Annotated in this window: 14 protein-coding genes and 1 pseudogene; 9 read left to right on the top strand and 6 right to left on the bottom strand. The window is 72.1% G+C overall.

The window, feature by feature from the left end; translation table 11 throughout:
- Together LJ221_RS04820 and LJ221_RS04815 are read right to left on the bottom strand one after the other, a co-directional pair.
- Positions 1-1,859 (bottom strand): prolyl oligopeptidase family serine peptidase (locus LJ221_RS04820; protein ID WP_308314719.1); only part of this gene is annotated, 1,859 nt, incomplete at its 3' end.
- Positions 1,856-3,157: an MFS transporter gene (locus LJ221_RS04815; protein ID WP_241714008.1), complete on the bottom strand. Its 1,302-nt coding sequence runs from the start codon at positions 3,155-3,157 to the stop codon at positions 1,856-1,858. The genes LJ221_RS04815 and LJ221_RS04820, both read right to left, overlap by 4 nt.
- A 585-nt stretch (positions 3,158-3,742) precedes the next feature.
- On the opposite strand from LJ221_RS04815, the gene LJ221_RS04810 reads away from it, so the two are divergent.
- Positions 3,743-4,843, top strand: coding sequence for a polysaccharide deacetylase family protein (locus LJ221_RS04810; protein WP_241714006.1), 1,101 nt, complete (start codon positions 3,743-3,745; stop codon positions 4,841-4,843).
- A 69-nt stretch (positions 4,844-4,912) separates the two neighbouring features.
- Here the strand turns inward: LJ221_RS04810 and LJ221_RS04805 are convergent, their stop codons facing one another.
- Positions 4,913-6,538: a SpoIIE family protein phosphatase gene (locus LJ221_RS04805; RefSeq protein ID WP_241714053.1), complete on the bottom strand. Its 1,626-nt coding sequence runs from the start codon at positions 6,536-6,538 to the stop codon at positions 4,913-4,915.
- Positions 6,539-7,169: 631 nt separating this feature from the next.
- Here LJ221_RS04805 and LJ221_RS04800 point away from each other — a divergent pair.
- The gene (locus LJ221_RS04800) at positions 7,170-7,403 is read left to right on the top strand and encodes a DUF397 domain-containing protein (protein ID WP_241714004.1); all 234 of its coding nucleotides are present in this window, start codon (positions 7,170-7,172) and stop codon (positions 7,401-7,403) included.
- Positions 7,404-7,538: 135 nt separating this feature from the next.
- Positions 7,539-8,444 carry a helix-turn-helix transcriptional regulator gene (locus LJ221_RS04795; RefSeq protein ID WP_241714002.1) on the top strand — a complete coding sequence of 302 codons (906 nt, stop codon included), beginning with the start codon at positions 7,539-7,541 and terminating at the stop codon, positions 8,442-8,444.
- A gap of 39 nt (positions 8,445-8,483) precedes the next feature.
- On the opposite strand, the gene LJ221_RS04790 is transcribed toward LJ221_RS04795, so the two are convergent.
- Positions 8,484-9,299 (bottom strand): SAM-dependent methyltransferase, encoded by an 816-nt coding sequence (locus LJ221_RS04790; RefSeq protein WP_241714000.1) that lies wholly within the window; start codon positions 9,297-9,299, stop codon positions 8,484-8,486.
- A 225-nt stretch (positions 9,300-9,524) separates the two neighbouring features.
- Positions 9,525-10,541, bottom strand: coding sequence for a LacI family DNA-binding transcriptional regulator (locus tag LJ221_RS04785; RefSeq protein WP_241714051.1), 1,017 nt, complete (start codon positions 10,539-10,541; stop codon positions 9,525-9,527).
- Positions 10,542-10,826: 285 nt separating this feature from the next.
- On the opposite strand from LJ221_RS04785, the gene LJ221_RS04780 reads away from it, so the two are divergent.
- The 4 genes from LJ221_RS04780 (at position 10,827) to LJ221_RS04765 (ending at position 15,770) form a co-directional block, all read left to right on the top strand.
- Positions 10,827-12,125, top strand: a complete 1,299-nt coding sequence (locus LJ221_RS04780; protein WP_241713998.1) for an ABC transporter substrate-binding protein — start codon at positions 10,827-10,829, stop codon at positions 12,123-12,125.
- A 118-nt stretch (positions 12,126-12,243) separates the two neighbouring features.
- Positions 12,244-13,260, top strand: a complete 1,017-nt coding sequence (locus tag LJ221_RS04775) for a carbohydrate ABC transporter permease (RefSeq protein WP_241713996.1) — start codon at positions 12,244-12,246, stop codon at positions 13,258-13,260.
- An 18-nt stretch (positions 13,261-13,278) separates the two neighbouring features.
- Entirely contained in the window at positions 13,279-14,205 is a 927-nt protein-coding gene (locus tag LJ221_RS04770; RefSeq protein WP_241713994.1) for a carbohydrate ABC transporter permease, read from the top strand.
- Positions 14,206-14,309: 104 nt separating this feature from the next.
- On the top strand, positions 14,310-15,770 hold the full coding sequence (locus tag LJ221_RS04765) for a GH1 family beta-glucosidase (RefSeq protein WP_241713991.1): 1,461 nt from the start codon (positions 14,310-14,312) through the stop codon (positions 15,768-15,770).
- A 265-nt stretch (positions 15,771-16,035) separates the two neighbouring features.
- Here LJ221_RS04765 and LJ221_RS23885 read toward each other — a convergent pair.
- A pseudogene (locus tag LJ221_RS23885) lies at positions 16,036-16,407 on the bottom strand (DnaJ family domain-containing protein); the annotation flags it as partial.
- A gap of 317 nt (positions 16,408-16,724) precedes the next feature.
- Between LJ221_RS23885 and LJ221_RS04750 the strand changes: the two are divergent.
- A complete protein-coding gene (locus LJ221_RS04750; protein ID WP_241713989.1) occupies positions 16,725-18,434 on the top strand; it encodes a sodium:solute symporter family protein in 1,710 nt (569 codons plus the stop codon).
- 25 nt (positions 18,435-18,459) lie between these two features.
- Complete coding sequence (locus LJ221_RS04745; RefSeq protein ID WP_241713988.1) at positions 18,460-18,591, top strand: putative transporter small subunit; 132 nt, start codon at positions 18,460-18,462, stop codon at positions 18,589-18,591.
- Positions 18,592-18,897 lie beyond the last annotated feature (306 nt).

The raw sequence follows: 18,897 nt of genomic DNA, 5'->3' as shown, positions 1-18,897 counted from the left end.
CAGTCCCACCGCCCCGGCCGGGGCGGGGAGTCGTGATCGCGGCCGGTGACCCGGCCGGCGCCGCGCAGCTCCCGGTCCAAAAAGCCCAGCGCCCGGCGGAGCACGGCCACGTGGTCGCCGCCGAGGTAGCCGTCGTGGCCGGAGTCCAGCCACATCTCCTCGTGGCGCACCCCCGAGGCGCGCAGCGCCGCCAGGTACGTGCGGACCTGCTCGGGCGGGCACTTGACGTCGTGGAGTGCCGCGGCCATCAGCAGTGGCGCCCGCACCCGGTGCGCGTAGTGGACGGGGGAGCTGCGCGCGTAGAGCTCGGGCACCTGCTCCGGGGTGCCGCCGAACAGCGCCTCGTCCAGGGCGCGCAGGGCCGGCGTACCGGTGCGGTGAGCGGTGGCGCAGTCGGCCAGCGGTTTGACGGCCACCCCCGCGCGCCACAGTCCGGGCCGGGTGCCCAGCGACAGCAGGACGAGGTAGCCGCCCCACGAGGTGCCCCACAGTCCCACCGCGCCGGGATCGGCCAGCCCGCGCGCCAGTACGTGGGACCGGACCGAGACGAGGTCGGCCACCTGGGTCAGTCCCACCCCCTGGCCGTACGCCGTGCGCCAGCGGGGGCCGTAGCCGGTGGAGCCGCGGTAGTTGACGCGGGCCACGGCGAAGCCCGAGGCGACCAGCGAGTGCACGGTCGGGTCGTAGGCGTCCCGGTCGTGGTCGGCGGGACCGCCGTGGACGAGCATCACCAGGGGCGGGCGGACGGCGGGGCGCTCCTCGGGAAGGCTGAGCAGGGTGTGGACGTCCCCCTCCGGCCCGGGCGTCCACAGCTCGGTGTGCCACCCGGGCACCCGGACGGCGGGTGCGTCCGCGGCCGGCGGCGGGGCGCCGGAGGCGGAACGGGCGTGCGGCGGGGTGGCGGTGTCGGTCCACAGATAGTGCACGTCCCCGTCCGGCCGGGGCACGGCGTCCAGGACGCTGCCGGGGGGCACCGGTACGGGTGTCAGGGTCCGCCGGTCCAGGTCGGCGGTGAACAGCAGGCTGCGGCCGCGGCGGTCCTGGCGCACCAGGAACCGGCGCCCCCGGGGGTACCAGCGAGCGGTGATCTCGGTGTCGAAGGCGCACCACCGGTGCGGTCGCACCCCGCCCCCCGCGTGCCAGGTGGCGGTCGCGTAGCGGTCGCCGTCCTGCCGCACCAGCAGCAGCTCCGCCTCGCCGTCCGCGCCGCCGTCGCCGCCAAGGGCGCGGGGAACGGCGGGGGCGAATCCCAGCGCCCACAGCCCGCCGTCCCGGCCTGACAACTCCGCCACCGTCCCGCCGGAGGCGGTGTGGACGGTGACGGCCCGCTCCGAGGAGGCGGACCGGGTGACGACCAGCAGTCGGCCGTCCGGGGAGAGCCCGGAGAGGACCGCGTGCCCCTCCACCCGCAGGGCCGGCCTGCCGGGGCCGCCGCGCCGGCCGACGTGGACGGTCAGACCGCTCCCGTCGCCGAGTCCGACGGCCACCGTCCCGCCGGCGCCGACGGCCAGCCCGCGCGGGGTCCCGTCGGGCAGGCCGGTCAGGCCGGGCCGTACGGGACCGCCGTGGAAGCCCTGGTGGAGCCAGCGGCCGCGGCCGGTCTCGTCCTCCTGGAACCACCAGAGGGCGGCGTCGGCGTCGATGGCGCAGTGCAGGGTCCCGCCGGGATGGTCGGTGACCTGTCGGGTACGGCCGGTACGGGCGTCGAGGGCGAAGACCTCACAGCGTCCGCCGGCGTCGCCGGTGAACACCATCAGCGCCGGGTCACCGGGACAGACCTCGGGCAGCACCGGCCGGTAGACGCGGTAGCCGGACGCGGGGCGGCCCGCGTCCGGCGCGGAGGATGCGGGAGCGTTCACGGGGCCCCCTTCGCCGTGGCGACCGGCCCGGGCGAGGGCGCGGACAGGATGCCGCGGGCCACCGCCAGCGTGGTGCCCGCGGCGAGCACGGCCAGCAGCACCGCGCACCCCGCGATCGTCGGCACGACCCCGGCCCCGGCCACGGCCGTCCCGGCGGCGAGGGGCGCCACGGCCGCGGCGATCCCCGCCGCGGTGGCCAGCGCCGTTCCGGTACGGGCCTGCAGCTCGGGCGGCGTCACCCGCAGCGCGCGGGTCTGGAGCACCACCACGGCGGCCGGGACCAGCAGGGAGACCGCGCCGAACAGCAGCCCGTACGACCAGGGACCGCTGCCGGCCGCCAGCCCGGCGGCGGCCGGCACGACCAGCCACGAGACCGCCACCAGCGTCCGCGGTGCGGTCAGCCGTCGCAGCACGGCCGGTGCGGCCAGGGCCCCGGCGAGGCCGGCGGCGCCCGCGACGGAGAACACCAGCCCCACCGCGGCCGGACCCCGTCCGTCCCCCTGGAGGGCGAAGACGACCGTGTAGTGGAGCGTGACCAGCAGCCCGCCGGCGGCGGCCGTCCACACCAGCACCAGGCGCAGTACGGGGGAGCGCAGGACCAGGGCGAGTCCCGCTCCCGCCTCGGAGGCGTAGGCCGCCCACCGGGCCCGCGAGGGGGGTGCGTCCCGCCGCCCCGCCCCCGCCGGGGCGAGGTCCGAGCGCATGCCGCGTACACACAGCGCGGCGACGAGGTAGGACAGGGCGTCCGCCAGGAACGGCAGCCACCGGGCGGCCTGGTAGAGCAGCCCGCCCAGCAGCGGTCCCAGCACCAGGGCGCCCTGCTCGCCTGCCTGGAGCCGCGAGACCACCCTCGGGTAGTCGTCCGCGGGGCAGACCAGGGCCACGGCGCCGCGGGTCGCCGCCTCCTGACAGGAGGTCGCGACGCGCTCGGCGAGGACCGCGGCGAACAGATGCGCCGGGTGGAGCGAGTCCATCGCCAGGGCCACCGCGAGCGACCCCAGTGCGGCGGCGGACACCGCGGCGGAGAGGATCATCACGCGGCGGCGGGCGCCCCGGTCGGCGGGTACGGCGGCGAACGGGCCCAGCAGCAGCCCCAGCGCGGTGGAGACCCCCGCGACCACTCCGACGAGTGCGGGGGAGTACCCCAGACCCAGCAGGAGCAGGGGGAGGGCGAGACCGGAGATCTGGGTGCCCAGGGCGTCGGAGCTGTTGGCCCACCACAGCAGCCGTACGTCGCGGTCCGGGACGGAGGGCCGGCGCCCGCCGCCCACCGGCCCGGCGGCCGCGGCCCGCCTCATCGGCGCTGCCGGGGCCCGCGGTACGGCGCGGAAGGGGAGGCGGCGGGCTGCGCGCCCAAGCGGGTCAATGCGGATAAAGCACCCGCCTCCCGTCGTACCGGACCCCGTTCCACGCGCAGTCCTTCCACTCGATCTCCACGATATGTCCGTGAAGGCCGGATTCGATGGTTCATCTGCGAAGAAACCGTGGGAGAACCACGGCGGGCGGGAGTCTATCCACGCGGTGATGTGAGCTACAAGGGGCTTATAGGAAAGGCGAGTTGAGGCGCGGAACGGAACGTGCCCGTCTGCGTCCCGGTGCGTCCGCTCCACTGAGGCCGCCACCGCGTGCACGTTCGCGATGCCGCCGTCGGTGGTCCACGCCTTCTGACCGCCGTTCACCTCAGGCGGTGAACCGCGCGAACCCAGCCCGCCCAAAACCGCCTGCGCCCCGAAACGCCGGGACCCCGCGCGTGTGACGGCCGAACGGCCCACCCTCCGCCGATCGGCCGAGCGTGACAGGAGAAGAACGCGGCGCTGCCGGAGCCTGGGGGAGACGGCCCGGCGAACGGCCGGATGCCCCCTTCCCGACACCCGGAGGGCACCATGCGCCACATCATCCGAGGTGACCGCGCGGCGCTGGCCGCGATCGCCATAGTCCTGGCGGGCTGTTCCGCGACGGCCGGCCCCCGGACCCCCGCCCCGCCCGACGACAGGGCGCCGAAGGCGGCGGGGAACACACAGCGGGACTCGCACCAGAACCCGCAGCGCGACAGATCCGCGGGGGCGCGGGACGGGGCGGGGAAGGGGGCGGCGGGCGCCGACCCGGCGGCGGTGGGGGCCAACGAACTGGGCGCCGTACCGGTGCTCATGTACCACCGGATCACGGAAGACCCCCAGATCGTCGACGACCGCACCCCCCAGGAGTTCCGCGCCGAGCTGGAGCGGCTGGCCCGGGAGGGCTACGTACCGGTCACCGCGCGGGAGTTCACCGGCGGAGAGATGGACATACCAGCCGGAACGCACCCGGTGGTGCTCACCTTCGACGACTCCACCCCCAGCCAGTTCCGGCTGGACGCGGACGGCCGCCCCGCCCCCGGCACCGCGGTGGACACGCTGCTGGACGTGGCCGGGCGCCATCCGGGTTTCCGGCCCGTGGCGACCTTCTTCGTCAACGCCGACCCGTTCGGCGAACCCGGCGGCCGCAAGACGCTGAAATGGCTGGACGACCACGGGTTCGAGATCGGCAACCACACCCTGGAACACAGCGTCCTGGGGGAGGCCGACGCCGCGATGGTCCAGTGGGACATCGCCTCCAACCAGTGGCTGATCGACAAGGCGCTGCCCGACTCGCCGGTGGTCTCGATGGCGCTTCCCTACGGCTCCATGCCCCGCGACCGGCAGCTTGCCCTCACCGGTGAGTACGGCGGCGTGCGCTACCGCCACCAGGGCGTCTACCTGGCCGGCGGCAGCCCCGCGCCCTCGCCGTACTCCGCGGACCTCGACTCCGGAGCCATCCCGCGCATCCGCTCCCAGGCGGCCGCCACCGAGGAGGGCGCGTACGGCTCCGAGATCTGGCTGGACAAGCTGGGCGACGGCGCGATCGAGCCCTACACCTCCGACGGAAACCCGGAGACCGTCAGCTTCCCCCGAGAGCAGGCGCACCGGCTCGCCTTCGACCACCAGGAGGCCGCACGGCCGTACTGACCGGCCGCGCGGGCCGGGAGGCCCGCCCCGGCCCGCCCCGGCCCGCACGCCGCACCCGGCACGGGCCCCTCAGGAGACGGTGCGGGGGATGTCCTGCTCCGCCCAGACGACCTTCCCGCCGGGAGTGCGGCACGAACCCCAGTTGCGGCTGAGCATGTTGACCAGCTGCAGGCCGCGTCCGCCCTCGTCGCTGAGCTCCGCGTGCTGGATCTGGGGCAGGTCGGGGCCGGTGTCGGACACCTCCAGCGTCAGCCTCTCGTGCCGCATCAGACGCAGCTGCCCGGGTCCGCCGCCGTACCGCAGGGCGTTGCCGACCAGCTCGCTGACGACCAGCTCGGCGATGTCGGAGAGTTCCTCCAGGCCCCAGCTGGCGAGCCGTTCGGTGACCAGCGAACGGGCCACGGACGCGGCGGTGCCGTCCAGCGGCAGCGGCCACACGTACAGGTCGGTGCCCGGCGGCAGCTTCCCGCCCGCGGCCACCAGCAGGACGGACTCGTCCAGGCGCTCCTCGCTCCCCGGCGCGATCCCGCCCGGGTCCCGGTTCTCCAGCAGCCGCTCGACCAGCTCCGGAGCGGTCCTCGCCAGCTGCCGCAGCTGTGCGTCGATGTCCCCCCGGCGTGTCTTGACCAGACCGTCGGTGTACAGCACCAGCCGGCTTCCGGTCGGTACCTGAAAGGTGATGGTGTCGTAGGGGATCACTCCGGCGCCCAGCGGCGCACCGGCGGGCACCTCGACCCGCGAGACGGTGCCGTCGGCGTCCACCAGCAGCGGCGGCATGTGACCGGCGCCGGCGATGGTGCAGCTCGCGGTTGCCGGGTCGTAGACGGCGCACAGGCAGGTGGCGACCTGGTCGTCCTCCAGATCGCGGGCGGCCAGATCCAGCCGGGCCAGTACGCGGTCGGGGGCGGTGTCCAGAGCCAGGAGCGTGCGGCCGACCGTGCGCAGCCGCCCCATCGCGGACGCCGCGGGCACCCCGTGGCCCATGACGTCCCCCACCACCAGGGCCGTGCGGCCGCCGGGCAGGGCGACCACGTCGAACCAGTCGCCGCCGACTCCGCCGGGGTCAAGACTCGGCGTGTAGTGGGTGAGCACCTCCAGGCCCGGTGTGTTCGGCGTGGCGCGGGGCAGCAGGCTGCGCTGGAGGGAGAGGACGTGCTCGCGCTCGCGTCCGTAGAGGCGGGCGTTGTCGATGAAGACCGCCGCCTTGGAGGCCAGTTCCGTCGCCAGTTCGATGTCGGCGCGGGTGAACGGCGGGCTGCCGGGACCGCGGATGAAGTCGGCGACCCCGAGCAGCACACCGCGGGCGGTCAGCGGCACGGCCATGTAGCTGTGTACCCCCGCCTGACGCAGCTTGAGCGCCGCGCTGGGCGTCGGGGCCACCCGGGCGTAGTCGTCGCGCCTCATCCGGCTCAGCAGGACCGGCTCCTGGGCCCGCAGGCAGTGGACCGAGAGCAGCGTCTGGGGGTGGAAGGAGAGCTCACCGGGCTCGTCCGGCTCCAGGTCCTCCATCTCGACGACCGAGGACACCGCGACGGCCCGGGTCACCGGCGGCTCCGGTCCCGTCCACCGCTCGCCGCCCCCGCCGCGCAGCACCGACTCCAGCAGGTCGACGGCCGCGCCGTCGGCCAGCCGGGGGACGGTGAAGTCGGCCAGCTCCTGGGCGGTCCGCTCCAGGTCGAGTGTCGTGCCGATCATGGTGCTCGCCTGGTTGAGCCAGGCCAGGCGGCTGCGGGAGGCACGGGGACGGGCCAGGGCGGCTGTCGCGCGGCGCACGCGCACGGGTGGCCGGCCGCTTCGCACGGGTCGACGCCGCCGGTGGCCACCACTGCCGTTCGCTGTCACGACTCTCCCCACTCGCACCCCGCCACTGGTGCCTCAAGGGTCTTCCAGGCCGTGGGCGGCGGCTTGTCGGGAAGAGGGGCGTTGAGCCGAACGGAGGCGCCTGCTCGCTCCCGCCGGCCCGCACGAGGCTCAGCGACCGTTGACGGGTGCCGATCATCGCACACGGTCACCGGCCGCGAACCGCTTTCCGGGGGGCCCGGGACTTCCGGACCTTTCCACGGCAAGGGCCGCCGCCCTGTCTTCCGAGGGTAGGGCAGCCCCCCGGGGATGCTCCCGGGTCGGACGGCTTCGGCGGCGTCTGTCGGAGAAGCCGGCACGGGGCAGGTCCGCCGGGACTACTGTCCTCGACTGTCATACGGCGCTGCAATTACATCTGTGTTTGCAGATGTAATTGCAGCGCCGCTGACGCCGATACGCGGAGCAACGGAACGTCGTGGACCGCGACCCGGCCCGAGAGGGCGGCCGCGGCCAGTGAGGGGCGACAGTGCGGCAGATCGTCAACGGCATGCCGGCCGCGGAACTCGAGGGTGCGGTGCGGCGCAAGAGCCGCCGCAGCAGCATGGGCAACTGCGTCGAGCTCGCCCCGCTGCCGGGCGGCGCGGTGGCCGTGCGCAACTCGCGCCACCCGGAAGGCCCCGCCCTCGTCCACACCCGCGAGGAGATGACGGCCTTCCTCCAAGGCGCCGGGGACGGCGAGTTCGACGACATGGCCGACTGAGTCGCGACCGTACGGAGCGGGAGGGAGGGATTCCGCCGGATCGGCCGATCCGGCGGCTTCCCGGGGGCACCGCTGTACGGTGCGGTGACGGCGGTGGCACACTGAGTGCCCGCCCCTTCACCCAGGAGAGCACGCATGGCCGCCGAAGCGAGCCGGTCCTTGCCGATCAGGCACTATATCGAGCACCCCAAGGGCAGCCCGACGGTGCTGCGCCTGGTGGTCGGCTCCCAGCTGCGGCGGCTGCGCAAGGAGCACGGCATCGACCTGGAGGAGGCGGCCAAGGCGATCCGAGGCTCCGCCGCCAAGGTCAGCCGCCTGGAGCGGGGCCAGGGCGCGTGCAAGGAGCACGACGTCGCGGACCTGCTCACGCTCTACGGGGTGCTGGACGAGAACGAGCGGGCGGACTTCCTCGCCCTGACCCGCCAGACGGGCGCCCGCGGGTGGTGGCACCGCTACAGCGATGTCCTCCCCGAGTGGTTCGAGCGGCACCTCGGGCTGGAGGAGGCCGCCGAGGTCATCCGCACCTACGAGGTGCAGTTCGTCCCGGGCCTGCTGCAGACGGAGGAGTACGCCGCCGCGGTGGTCCGCCTGTGCCATCCCCACGCCTCCGCCCAGGAGAACGGCCGGCGGGTCCGGCTGCGCATGGAGCGGCAGGCGTCGCTGACCCGGCCGGACGCCCCGCGCCTGTGGGCGGTCGTGGACGAGGCCGCCCTGCGGCGCCCGCTCGGCGACGCCGGGGTGATGCGCGGTCAGCTGCGCCATCTGATCGAGGCGGCGCGGCGGCCGAACGTCACGCTGCAGGTCGCGCCGTTCGAGACCGGCGGCCTGGCCGCGGTGGGCGGCCCGGTGACGATACTGCGCTTCCCCGAGCCGGACCTGCCCGACGTGGTCTACCTGGAGCAGTTGACCAGCGCCCTCTACCTGGACAAGGAGGAGGACGTCGACCGCTACCTGTCCATCATGGACCGGCTGTGCGCGGTCGCCGAGACCCCGGTGAGCAGTGTGGAATTCCTGGAGGAGCTCCTGGAGGGCCCCGGCTGACGGAGGGACTCGGCCGAGCCGCTGAGCGGGCGCCGGACCTCAGGGCAGGCGGGCGACGCCCCCGAACTCCTTCCACTCCCAGGTGCGCTGCCGGGGGCCCACGTCCGAGTCCGGCCGCCAGGTGGAGACCTCCACCAGACCGGGCTCGAGGATCTCCAGCCCCTCGAAGAACCGCTCGACCTCGTGCGGTTCCCTGACTCTGCCCCAGTTGCCACCGGTGCTCTGGTCCATGAACTCGGTCACGGACCTGCGCGTCCCGGCGTCCTCGCTGACCAGCTGACAGATCACGAAGAGGCTCCCCGGCGCCAGCCGGCCGGCCACCCGCTTGATCACGCCGGCCGGGTCGGCGGAGTCGGGGACGCAGTGGAAGACGGAGTTGAACAGGGCGGCGACGGGCCGGTCGAAGTCGATCAGCCGGACGGTGTCCGGGTGGTCCAGGACACCGCCGGTGTCGCACATGTCGGCCTGGACGACGGCGGTGTTCTCGTTCTCCGCCAGCAGCGCGCGGCCGTGGGCCAGCACGATGGGGTCGTTGTCCACGTAGACCACCCGCGCGTCGGGATCCACCCGCTGTGCGATCTGGTGCACGTTGTCCTGGGTGGGCAGGCCGGAGCCGTGGTCTATGAACTGCCGGATCCCGTACTCCTGTGCCAGGACGTGCACCACGCGCCGCAGGAAGCGGCGGTTGTTGAGCGCCAGCGCCTGAGTGCTGGGGACGACCTCCAGAAGCCTCTCGGCCGCCTCCCGGTCGACGGCGTAGTTGTTCTTGCCGCCCAGGTAGTAGTCGTACATACGCGCGGCAGTGGGGACGGTGATGTCGATCCTGCTGGTGAGGGGTTCCCTGGACTGGCTCATCCGGGCCTTCACAACCTTCCGCCTGGGAGATGCGTCGAGGACGGGGCGGCACCCGCCGAGTGGGGACTCATGCTGTCAGGCGCGTCCCCTCCCCGCCGCGGAAAGTGGACACTCGCCGGTCGCTTTCCGCAGCGCGCTCCGGAGGACCGGCCGGGAGCGACCCCCTTGGCCAAGCGATTGGTCGGGCTGGGGCGGGGGAGGGCGCACGGAGCAGCGCGGACGGTGTCAGGTGGAGTCGCGCACGACGAGCGAAGTGGGGAGCACCACGCGCCGCCGTACGCCGCCGGGTTCGCCGATCTCCCGCAGCAGCAGTTCGGTGATGGTCCGTCCGATCTCCTCGACGGGCTGCCGCACGGTGGTCAGCGGCGGGTCGGTGTGCCGGGCGACGATCGAGTCGTCGAAGCCCACCACTGCCACGTCGTCCGGCACCCGCCGCCCCCTGCGGCGCAGTTCGGCCAGGGCGCCCGCCGCCATCACGTCGGAGGCGACGAAGACCGCGTCCAGCCCGGGGCGGCGCTCCAGCAGTCCGCGCATGGCGAGGCGTCCGCCCTCCTCGGTGAAGTCGGCGGGGGCGGCCAGTTCCCCGCGGGCCTCCCGTCCGGCCTCGTCCAGCGCCTCCCGCCAGCCCCGCAGACGGCTGTCGGCCACGTCCATGTCCGGCGGTCCGGCGATGGTGGCGATCTCGTTCCGTCCGCGCTCGATCAGGTGGCGCACCGCGTCGTGCGCGCCTCCGACGTTGTCCGAGTGCACATGGCTCAGCGACTCGGCCGGGGAGCGGCGCCCGGCCAGGACGGTCGGCAGTCCGAGCTTCTCCAGCAGACCGGGCAGCGGATCGTCGCGACGGACCGAGATCAGCAGCACGCCGTCCACCCGGCGCGCGGCCAGGAAGCGGGTGAGCTGGTCCATCTCGCGCTGGTCACGGACCATGGTGAGCAGCAGCTGGATCTGGGTGTCGGCCAGCCCGCTGCTCGCCCCGCGGATCACGGCGGAGAAATAGGGCTCCGACCCCAGTCGGCTCTCCGACTCGGGTATGACCAGGGCGATGGAGTCGGTCCTACTGGTCACCAGCGACCGCGCCACGGAGTTGGGCACATAGCCCAGTTCGGCGATCGCCGTCTGCACCGCCGCTCTGGCCTCCTCGCTGACCAGACGGGAGCCGTTGAGGACCCGGGAGACGGTGGTGCGCCCCACTCCGGCCCGGGCGGCCACGGTCTTGATGGTCGGCCGCCGAGTGGCCCCCATGGCGTACCCGCCCCCTTCCGCTTCCGTCGCGCCGCGCACGGCGCTCACCGGCGCATTGTGTCAGACGGCCGCGCGGCGACCGGTGTGGCACCGGCGCTCGCCGAGGGACTCGGCGGATAACGGATCCGGTCCCCGTCCTTGACAGCGAACGTTCCTGGCGGACAGTCTTCCACAACCTGATGGGAACGCTCCCACTTCAAATGGGAGCGATTCCACACACCGGGCCCGTGCGGCCCGGCGGAGCCGCACCGCGGTGACCCCGTCACCGCCCGCAAGGAGGACGTCATGGGCAGTGCCCGCAAGCTGTTCGGTACCAGAGTCGTGGCCGTCGCGTCGGCTGCCGCCCTCACGCTCGTGGCGGGCTGTTCGGGCGGCGGCGACAGCGACGGAAAGACCGAGGACGGCAAGACCGTCATCACCATGGGGCTGTTCGGCGTCATGGGCATCAAGGAGACCGGCCTCCTCGAGAAGTACATGGAGGAGAATCCGGACATCGTCATCGAGTCCGAGATAGCCGGCGACGAGCAGACGTACTACACCGCGCTGCAGACCCGCCTGGCCGCGGGCAGCGGCCTCAAGGACATCCAGGGCATAGAGGTGGGCCGCGCCAAGGAGCTCGCCGACACCCGGGCCGACAGGTTCGCCGACCTCTCCGGCGTCCCGGACACCGACCACTTCCTGCCCTGGAAGCAGAGCCAGGTCACCACCGGCGACGGCAGGGTGATCGGCCTGGGCACGGACATCGGCCCGATGGCCGTCTGCTACCGCAAGGACATGTTCGAGCAGGCAGGTCTGCCCGCGGACCGCGAGGAGGTCGCCGCGCTCTGGGACGGCGACTGGGCGAAGTACGTCGAGGTCGGCAAGGACTTCAAGGATGGTTTCAAGGGTGACGCCGCCTACATGGACAGCGCCAGCGGCCTGTTCAACGCCATGATCTACGGCAGCTCCGAGCAGTTCTACGACAAGAGTGGAAAGCTGATCTACCAGGACAACCCGGCTATCAAGGACGCCTGGGAGCTGGCCACCGGAGCGGCCAGGGACGGGCTGACGGCCAGACTCCGCCAGTTCCAGCCCGGCTGGGACCCCGGCCTGGCCAACAGCAGCTTCGCCACCGCCGTCTGCCCCGCGTGGATGCTCGCCCACATCAGCGAGAAGGCCGGCGAGGCCAACAAGGGCAAGTGGGACATCGCCAAGGCCCCCAAGGGCGCCAACTGGGGCGGCTCCTTCCTCGGGGTCATGGAGAACAGCCCGGTGAAGGAGGAGGCCAAGAAGCTGGTGGCCTGGCTGACCGCGCCGGAGCAGCAGGAGCACATCTTCAAGGAGCTCGGCAACTTCCCCTCCTCCGCGAAGGCCCTGGAGTCCTCGGCGGTGACCGAGGCGAAGTCCGAGTACTTCAACAACGCCCCGATCGGGCAGGTCTTCGGCGCCGCGGCCCAGGACATCCCCGACGAGCAGGTGCTCGGACCCAAGGACGGCACCATCAAGGACACCTTCTCCCAGGGCCTCCAGCTCGTCGAACAGGGCAAGAGCCCGGCCGAGGCGTGGGAGACCACCGACGAGCGCATCAGGAAGGCCGTCGACTGACCCGGCCTCCCCTCTCCGGGCCCCCGGTGGCCACCGCCTCCCCGCGCGGCCGCCGGGGCCCCCGGCCCCACCGCCCTCACCCTCCTCCACCACGCACTCCCCAGGAAGGAAGCCCTCCGTGGCCACCTCCACCCCGGCATCCGGCCTCGGCGGGCCGCAGAACGGGTCTGTCGGCCCCGCCAAGGAGAGTCCCGACGGCCGGAACGGGGCACGCCCCCGACGGTCGCGGGGCACCCTCCTGCACCGCTTCGACATCAAGGCGGCCCCCTACGCGTTCGTCGCCCCCTTCTTCGTCGTCTTCGGCGCCTTCAGCCTCTACCCGCTGCTCTACACGGCCTGGATCTCCCTCCACGACGTGGAGCTGGCGACCATGGACATCATGGAGTGGGAGGGCTTCGGGAACTACTCGCAGCTCTGGCAGGACGACCGCTTCTGGAACGCGCTGGCGAACACCTTCACCATCGGCGTGATCTCCACCGTCCCGCAGCTGCTGATGGCCCTGGGCCTGGCGCACCTGCTGAACTACAGGCTGAGGGGATCGGCGTTCTTCCGGGTCGCGGCCCTGACGCCCTACGCGACCTCGATCGGCGCCGCCGCGCTGGTGTTCACCATGCTCTTCGAGCGCGACTTCGGAATGATCAACTGGTTCCTGAGCTTGTTCGGAATCGACAACGTCGACTGGGAGAGCAGCAAGTGGCCGGCCCAGTTCGCGATCTCCTCCATCGTGATCTGGCGCTGGACCGGCTACAACGCCCTGCTGTACCTGGCCGCGATGCAGGCCATTCCGCAGGAGCGGTACGAGGCGGCGGCCATCGACGGCGCCTCGCGCTGGCAGCAGTTCACCAAGGTCACCATCCCCGGCATCCGTTCCACGATCGTCTTCACCATCGTGCTGTCGACCATCGGAGCCACCCAGCTCTTCGGCGAGCCGCTGATCTTCGGACAGGGGCCGAACGGTGTCAGCGGCGGAGCGGACAACCAGTACCAGACGCTCGGCCTGCTGCTGTACGAGGAGGGCTGGAAGAACTACGAGATGGGACGAGCCGCCACGGTCGCCTGGGCGATGTTCCTCCTGCTCATCCTCGCCTTCGCCCTGCAACGCGTCGTCAAGCGCGTCAAGTCCCGCACGTCCTGACCAGGGAGCGGTAATCCCATGACCACCGACACCGCCCGCCCCCGGGCGGACGTACCCGAGCCGCTCGCGGACACCCTCGCGCCCACGAGCCGCCGGATCCGCCTGTCCCTGCGCCCGAAGGCCGGACAGCAGCGGAAGGCCGGGCCCGTCGCCTACGCGCTGCTCGGTCTGGCCGCGCTGCTCTCCCTGTTCCCGCTGTACTGGACGATGGTGGCGGCCTCCACCGACAACACCCGGGTCTCCCAGACCCCGCCGCCGTTCCTCCCCGGCCCCAACCTGCTGAAGAACCTCTCGGCCGCCTGGGAGGACGCGGCGATGGGCACGGCGCTGGTCAACAGCCTCATCGTCGCCATGACGATCGCCCTGTCCACCGTCCTCTTCGCCACCCTGGCCGGTTTCGCCTTCGCCAAGCTGCGCTTCCGCGGGCGCAACATCCTGCTGATGCTGGTCATCGGCACGATGATGGTGCCGCCACAGCTGAGCGTGGTGCCGCTGTTCATGATGATGACCGAGCTGGGCTGGGGCCAGAAGCTGCCCGCCGTCATCTTCCCCACCCTGGTCAGCGCGGTCGGCGTGTTCTTCATGCGGCAGTATCTGCTGGAGGCGCTGCCCGACGAGCTCATCGAGGCCGGCCGGGTGGACGGCGCGCACAGCCTGCGGATCTTCTGGAGCATCGTCCTGCCGGTCGCCCGCCCGGCGATGGCGGTGGTCTTCATGATCACCTTCGTGCACGCCTGGAACGACTTCTTCTGGCCGTTCATCGTGCTCGACATGACCAACCCCACGATCCCCGTCGCCCTCACCCAGCTCAGCGCGGGATACGTGCGCGACCAGTCGCTCATCATGGCCGGCGCGCTGCTGGGCACCCTGCCGTTGTTGGCGATGTTCGTCGTCTTCGGCAAGCAGATCGTCGGCGGCATCATGCAGGGCGCGGTCAAGGGCTGAAGCCCCGCCCGGGAGACCCGGACACCCCCGTGGTCCCTGGCCCCCACCGCCCCGACCCCGCCCCGACCCCACCTCTTCGACAAAACCGATCCGGAAGGAACTTCGTGGCCACCGCATCCCGTTCAGCCGAATCCGCCCTGGCGACCCGGAGCGCCCGGGTGTTCCCACCCGGCTTTCTGTGGGGCGCCGCGACCGCCGCCTACCAGATCGAGGGAGCCGCCGCCGAGGGCGGCCGCACCCCCTCCATCTGGGACACCTTCTCCCGTACCCCCGGCAGGACGCGCAACGGCGACACCGGGGACATCGCCTGCGATCACTACCACCGCTGGCGCGAGGACCTGGAGATCATGGCCGACCTCGGCGTGGGCGCCTACCGGTTCTCCGTCTCCTGGCCACGCGTCCAGCCCGGCGGCAGCGGCCCCGCGTCCCGCGAGGGGCTGGACTTCTACAGCCGCCTGGTGGACGGACTGCTGGACAAGGGCATCCAGCCCGTCGTCACCCTCTACCACTGGGACCTGCCGCAGGAGCTGGAGGACGCCGGCGGCTGGCCGGAGCGCGCCACCGCCGAGCGGTTCGCCGAGTACGCCTCCCTGGTCGCCGGCACGCTCGGTGACCGGGTGGGCACCTGGACCACCCTCAACGAGCCCTGGTGCTCGGCCTTCCTCGGTTACGGCTCGGGCGTCCACGCCCCCGGCCGCACCGACCAGGCGGACGCCCTGCGCGCCGCCCACCACCTCAACCTCGCCCACGGGCTGGGCACCCAGGCCCTGCGCGCCGCCCTCCCGGCCTCCGCGCAGACCTCCGTCACGCTCAACCTCCACCATGTGCGGCCCCTGACCGGCGACCTTGCCGACACCGACGCCGCACGCCGCATCGACGGCGTCGCCAACCGGGTCTTCACCGGCCCCATGCTGCGCGGGGAGTACCCGGAGGACGTCCTGCGGGACACCGCGCATCTGACGGACTGGTCGTTCGTGAGGGACGGGGACCTGGCCGACATCCACCAGCCGCTGGACTTCCTGGGCGTCAACTACTACAGCCCCACCCTCGTCTCCGCCGCCTCCGGCCCCGGAACCCACAACGCCGACGGGCACGGCGCGAGCGAGCACAGCCCCTGGCCGGGCGGCGACGACGTCGCCTTCCACAGCACGCCCGGCGAGACCACCGCGATGGGCTGGACGATCGACCCGACCGGCATGTACGACCTGCTGCTGCGGGTCCGGGACGACTTCCCCGGCACGCCGGTGGTCATCACCGAGAACGGCGCCGCCTTCGACGACTACGTCGACCCCGAGGGCCGCGTCCTGGACCCGCGGCGGATCTCCTACCTCCACGGCCATCTGGCGGCGGTGCACCGGGCCATTGAGTCGGGGGTGGACGTGCGCGGCTACTTCCTGTGGTCCCTGCTGGACAACTTCGAGTGGGGGTACGGCTACAGCAAGCGGTTCGGCGCGGTGTACGTGGACTACGCGACCGGCAGGCGCATCCCCAAGTCCAGCGCCCACTGGTACGCGAAGGTGGTCCGCGACGGCGCCCTGCCGCCGGAGGCCGGCGCGGAGGCCTGACCGCTCTACGGCGACCCCGGTCGCGGGCCCGGCTCCGATCCGCCGGACGGGCCCGCGGCCGGCCATTCCCGTACGACCGCGTCGGCGTCGGAGGGCTGCAGGCCCCAGCGGGGGACCGGGCGGCGGCATCCGCAGTGCCGCGCGGATCCTCTCGTTGATCCCCGCCACGGTCCGCCGCACCTACGGCTCGGAAGCGGGCCCGGCGAGCGGCTGCCAGGGCGCCCTCCGCCTCCCCGCGCGGGGCGAGCGAGGGCGGCAGGCAGGACAGCCCCTCGCGGTCCATCTTCTGCCTGACCCACCACAGGTCGTCACAGGACTGGTCCAGGTCGGGCAGCGGCCCGCACATGCCCGGCAGGGCGTCGAACTCGCCGCGTTCGGCCGCCTCGCGGATCTGCCGGTCGGCCCGCGGCTCGCGGGCGGCCGTCACCACCTCCGGGAGCCGGCCGGTGATCTCGTCCAGGGTGCGGGTGAAGGCCCGCACCGCCGGGCCGTCGCGGTGCGCCTGGACGCGGATGCCGTCGAGCTTCTCCTCCACCGCGCACGGCCCGGGTGTCGGTGATCTCCGCCACGTGTCGTGGATGTTGACGTCGCATTTGCGACTTGCGAAGAAGTAGGTGCGAACGGACAGTGCGGACATGGTAAATGGGGCAAATGGGTTGTTTAATATGCGAACATTTCATGACAATTCCAATGCATGACGGATAATCTCCCCCTCGTGGTCTCCAGGGTGGCCATGAGTCGTGGCTGCGTGAAGAAGCTGTTAACCTCCGGCAAGTTTGCGGACCAGAAGATTCCGCTTGTGTGTGAACGTCCCCCGGGTCGGTGGTGGCACCGCCGCTCCGGGGTGGAGCCCCTTCCACCGCCCGCGGTGCGCGGAAGGTGCCCGCGGCCCGGCCCGCTCGCCGTGGGCCGCCGCCGGCAACGGGCTCCACGACTCGTAAGGAGGTGGCGCGCGTGGACGGGGTGGAGACAACCCGGTTCGGCGCCGTGGTGGTAATCGGCCTGCTGGTCCTCTTCTATGGAGGGACCTTCCTGATCTCGACCCGTATCGGGAAGAGGCAGGAGAATGCTGATGGGTACATGACGGCCGGTCACAACATCGGCTTCGGGATCTCCGCCGCCAGCATGACGGCGACGTGGATCTGGGCGTCCTCGATGTACGCCTCGGCGACATCGGGGTACACCTACGGCATATCGGGCCCCGTCCACTACGGGCTCTGGGGTGCTCTGATGATCCTGTTCATCTACCCCTTCGGCAAGCGCATCCGGGCCGTCGCTCCCAAGGCGCACACGCTGGCCGAGGTCATGTACGCACGGCATGGCCGCTCCAGCCAGCTGATGCTCGCCGGCTCCAATCTCGTCGGCAGCCTCATCAGCCTGATGTCGAACCTCATCGCCGGCGGCGTGCTGATCTCGATGCTGTCGCCGCTCAACTTCACCCAGGGTGTCCTCGCGGTGGCCGCGGGCGTACTGCTCTACACCCTGTGGTCCGGTTTCCGCGCCTCCGTGCTCACCGACTTCGTACAGGTCGTCGCGATGCTGGGAGCGGTGGCCGTACTGGTCCCGGTGATCTTCTTCGCGGCCGGCTTCCCGGCGGCGTTCGAGACCGGGACGGCGAACCTGACCGCCCAGCAGGGCGACTTCTTCTCCAGTGACGCCTTCATGAACCAGGGCGCCCCCTACATCGCCGCGGTGCTGGCCTACGCCATCGGCAACCAGACCATCGCACAACGCCTGTTCGCCGTGCGGCAGGATCTGATCAAGCCGACCTTCGTCACCGCGACCATCGGCTACGGCGCCATGGTGATCGGCGTCGGCATGCTCGGTGTGCTCGCCCTCTACCTCGGCTTCGAGCCGACCGGCGGCGACGTGAACAACCTCATCCCCGAGATGGCCGCCGACTACCTGCCGCCCGTGCTGCTGGCGGTGTTCTTCCTCATGATCGTCGGCGCGCTCTCCTCGACCGCCGACTCCGACCTCTCGGCCCTCTCCTCGATCATGATGGCCGACGTCTACGGCCAGAACGTGGCGGGCAAGGAGAAGGCGAACCCGAGGACGATGCTGCTGGTGGGCCGCATCACGATGGTGGTGGCCACCGCGGCGGCCGTAGCCTTCGCCAGCCTCCGGCTGAACATTCTCGACCTGCTGGTCTTCGTCGGCGCGCTGTGGGGGGCCCTGGTCTTCCCGGTGCTGGCCAGTTTCTACTGGGACAAGGTCACCAACAAGGCGTTCACCACCTCGGTCGTCGCGGCGCTCGCGGTGTTCCTGCCGGTCCGCTTCGGCTGGATCCCCATGGAGGGCGTCGCCGGCATCGCCGTGGACGTACTCTCCGTCATCGGGATCGGCGTGGTCCTCGGCCTGATGGTGTTCGGCTTCCTCGGGCTCCGCGCCGCGAAGATCGCCGGTGTGCTGTCGGCGGCGGTCGCCGTCCCGTTCGCCCTCGGATCCCTGCACGAGTACGCGACGCTGTCCGCTTCTCTCGTCGCCTACTCCGTGAGTACCGTCATCTGCTGGGCGATGTCCGCGGGCAGCGGCGAGAGGTTCGACTTCGCCCTCATCGCCCGGCGCACCGGCGACTTCGACGGCGGCGGTGGTGGCGCGGCCGCCGCCGTCCCGCGGCAGGCGGAAGACGGCGAGCCCGAGCCCCTCAAGGACGCCAAGTGAAGCGAGTGAGCAAGGAGGAGACGCGGTGAGCACCCTCGCCCTGAGCGTGTACGTCCTGATGTGGCCCGTCGTCGTGGCCGCCGTCCTGTTCGTGATCGGCCGCGCGTTCCACCGCGAGTGGGCCGAGGCTCGCCGCGGCGGACAGCGCATGATCTGAGCCCGGCGCCGCGGGCCGGTGGCCTTTCGCCGGCCCGCGGCCCCCGAACGCCAACCTCCGACAATCGTCCGGACGTTCACAGAAACGAAGGTTCGGTGACCGTTCCGCGGTGAGGTAATCACACCGTGTCCGCACCTCTGCCGAATGACAAACGTGACGGCCTGTGAATGTGGTGCCACCACGCCGCCCGCCCGCCCGGATGCGACCGGAGGGGTACGGCACGTGACGAATCCCCGGTGGCGGACGAGCGGAGCGATGGCGGACATGGCTGACACCACGGTTGGCGAGCCGCGCCCGGCGGAGCGC

Origin of the sequence: Streptomyces sp. CNQ085 (genome assembly GCF_022614595.1) — a bacterium.
In the GTDB taxonomy this organism is placed as follows: domain Bacteria; phylum Actinomycetota; class Actinomycetes; order Streptomycetales; family Streptomycetaceae; genus Streptomyces.
Note: the sequence above shows the minus strand (reverse complement) of the source record. Positions and strands in the feature narration are given on the sequence as shown.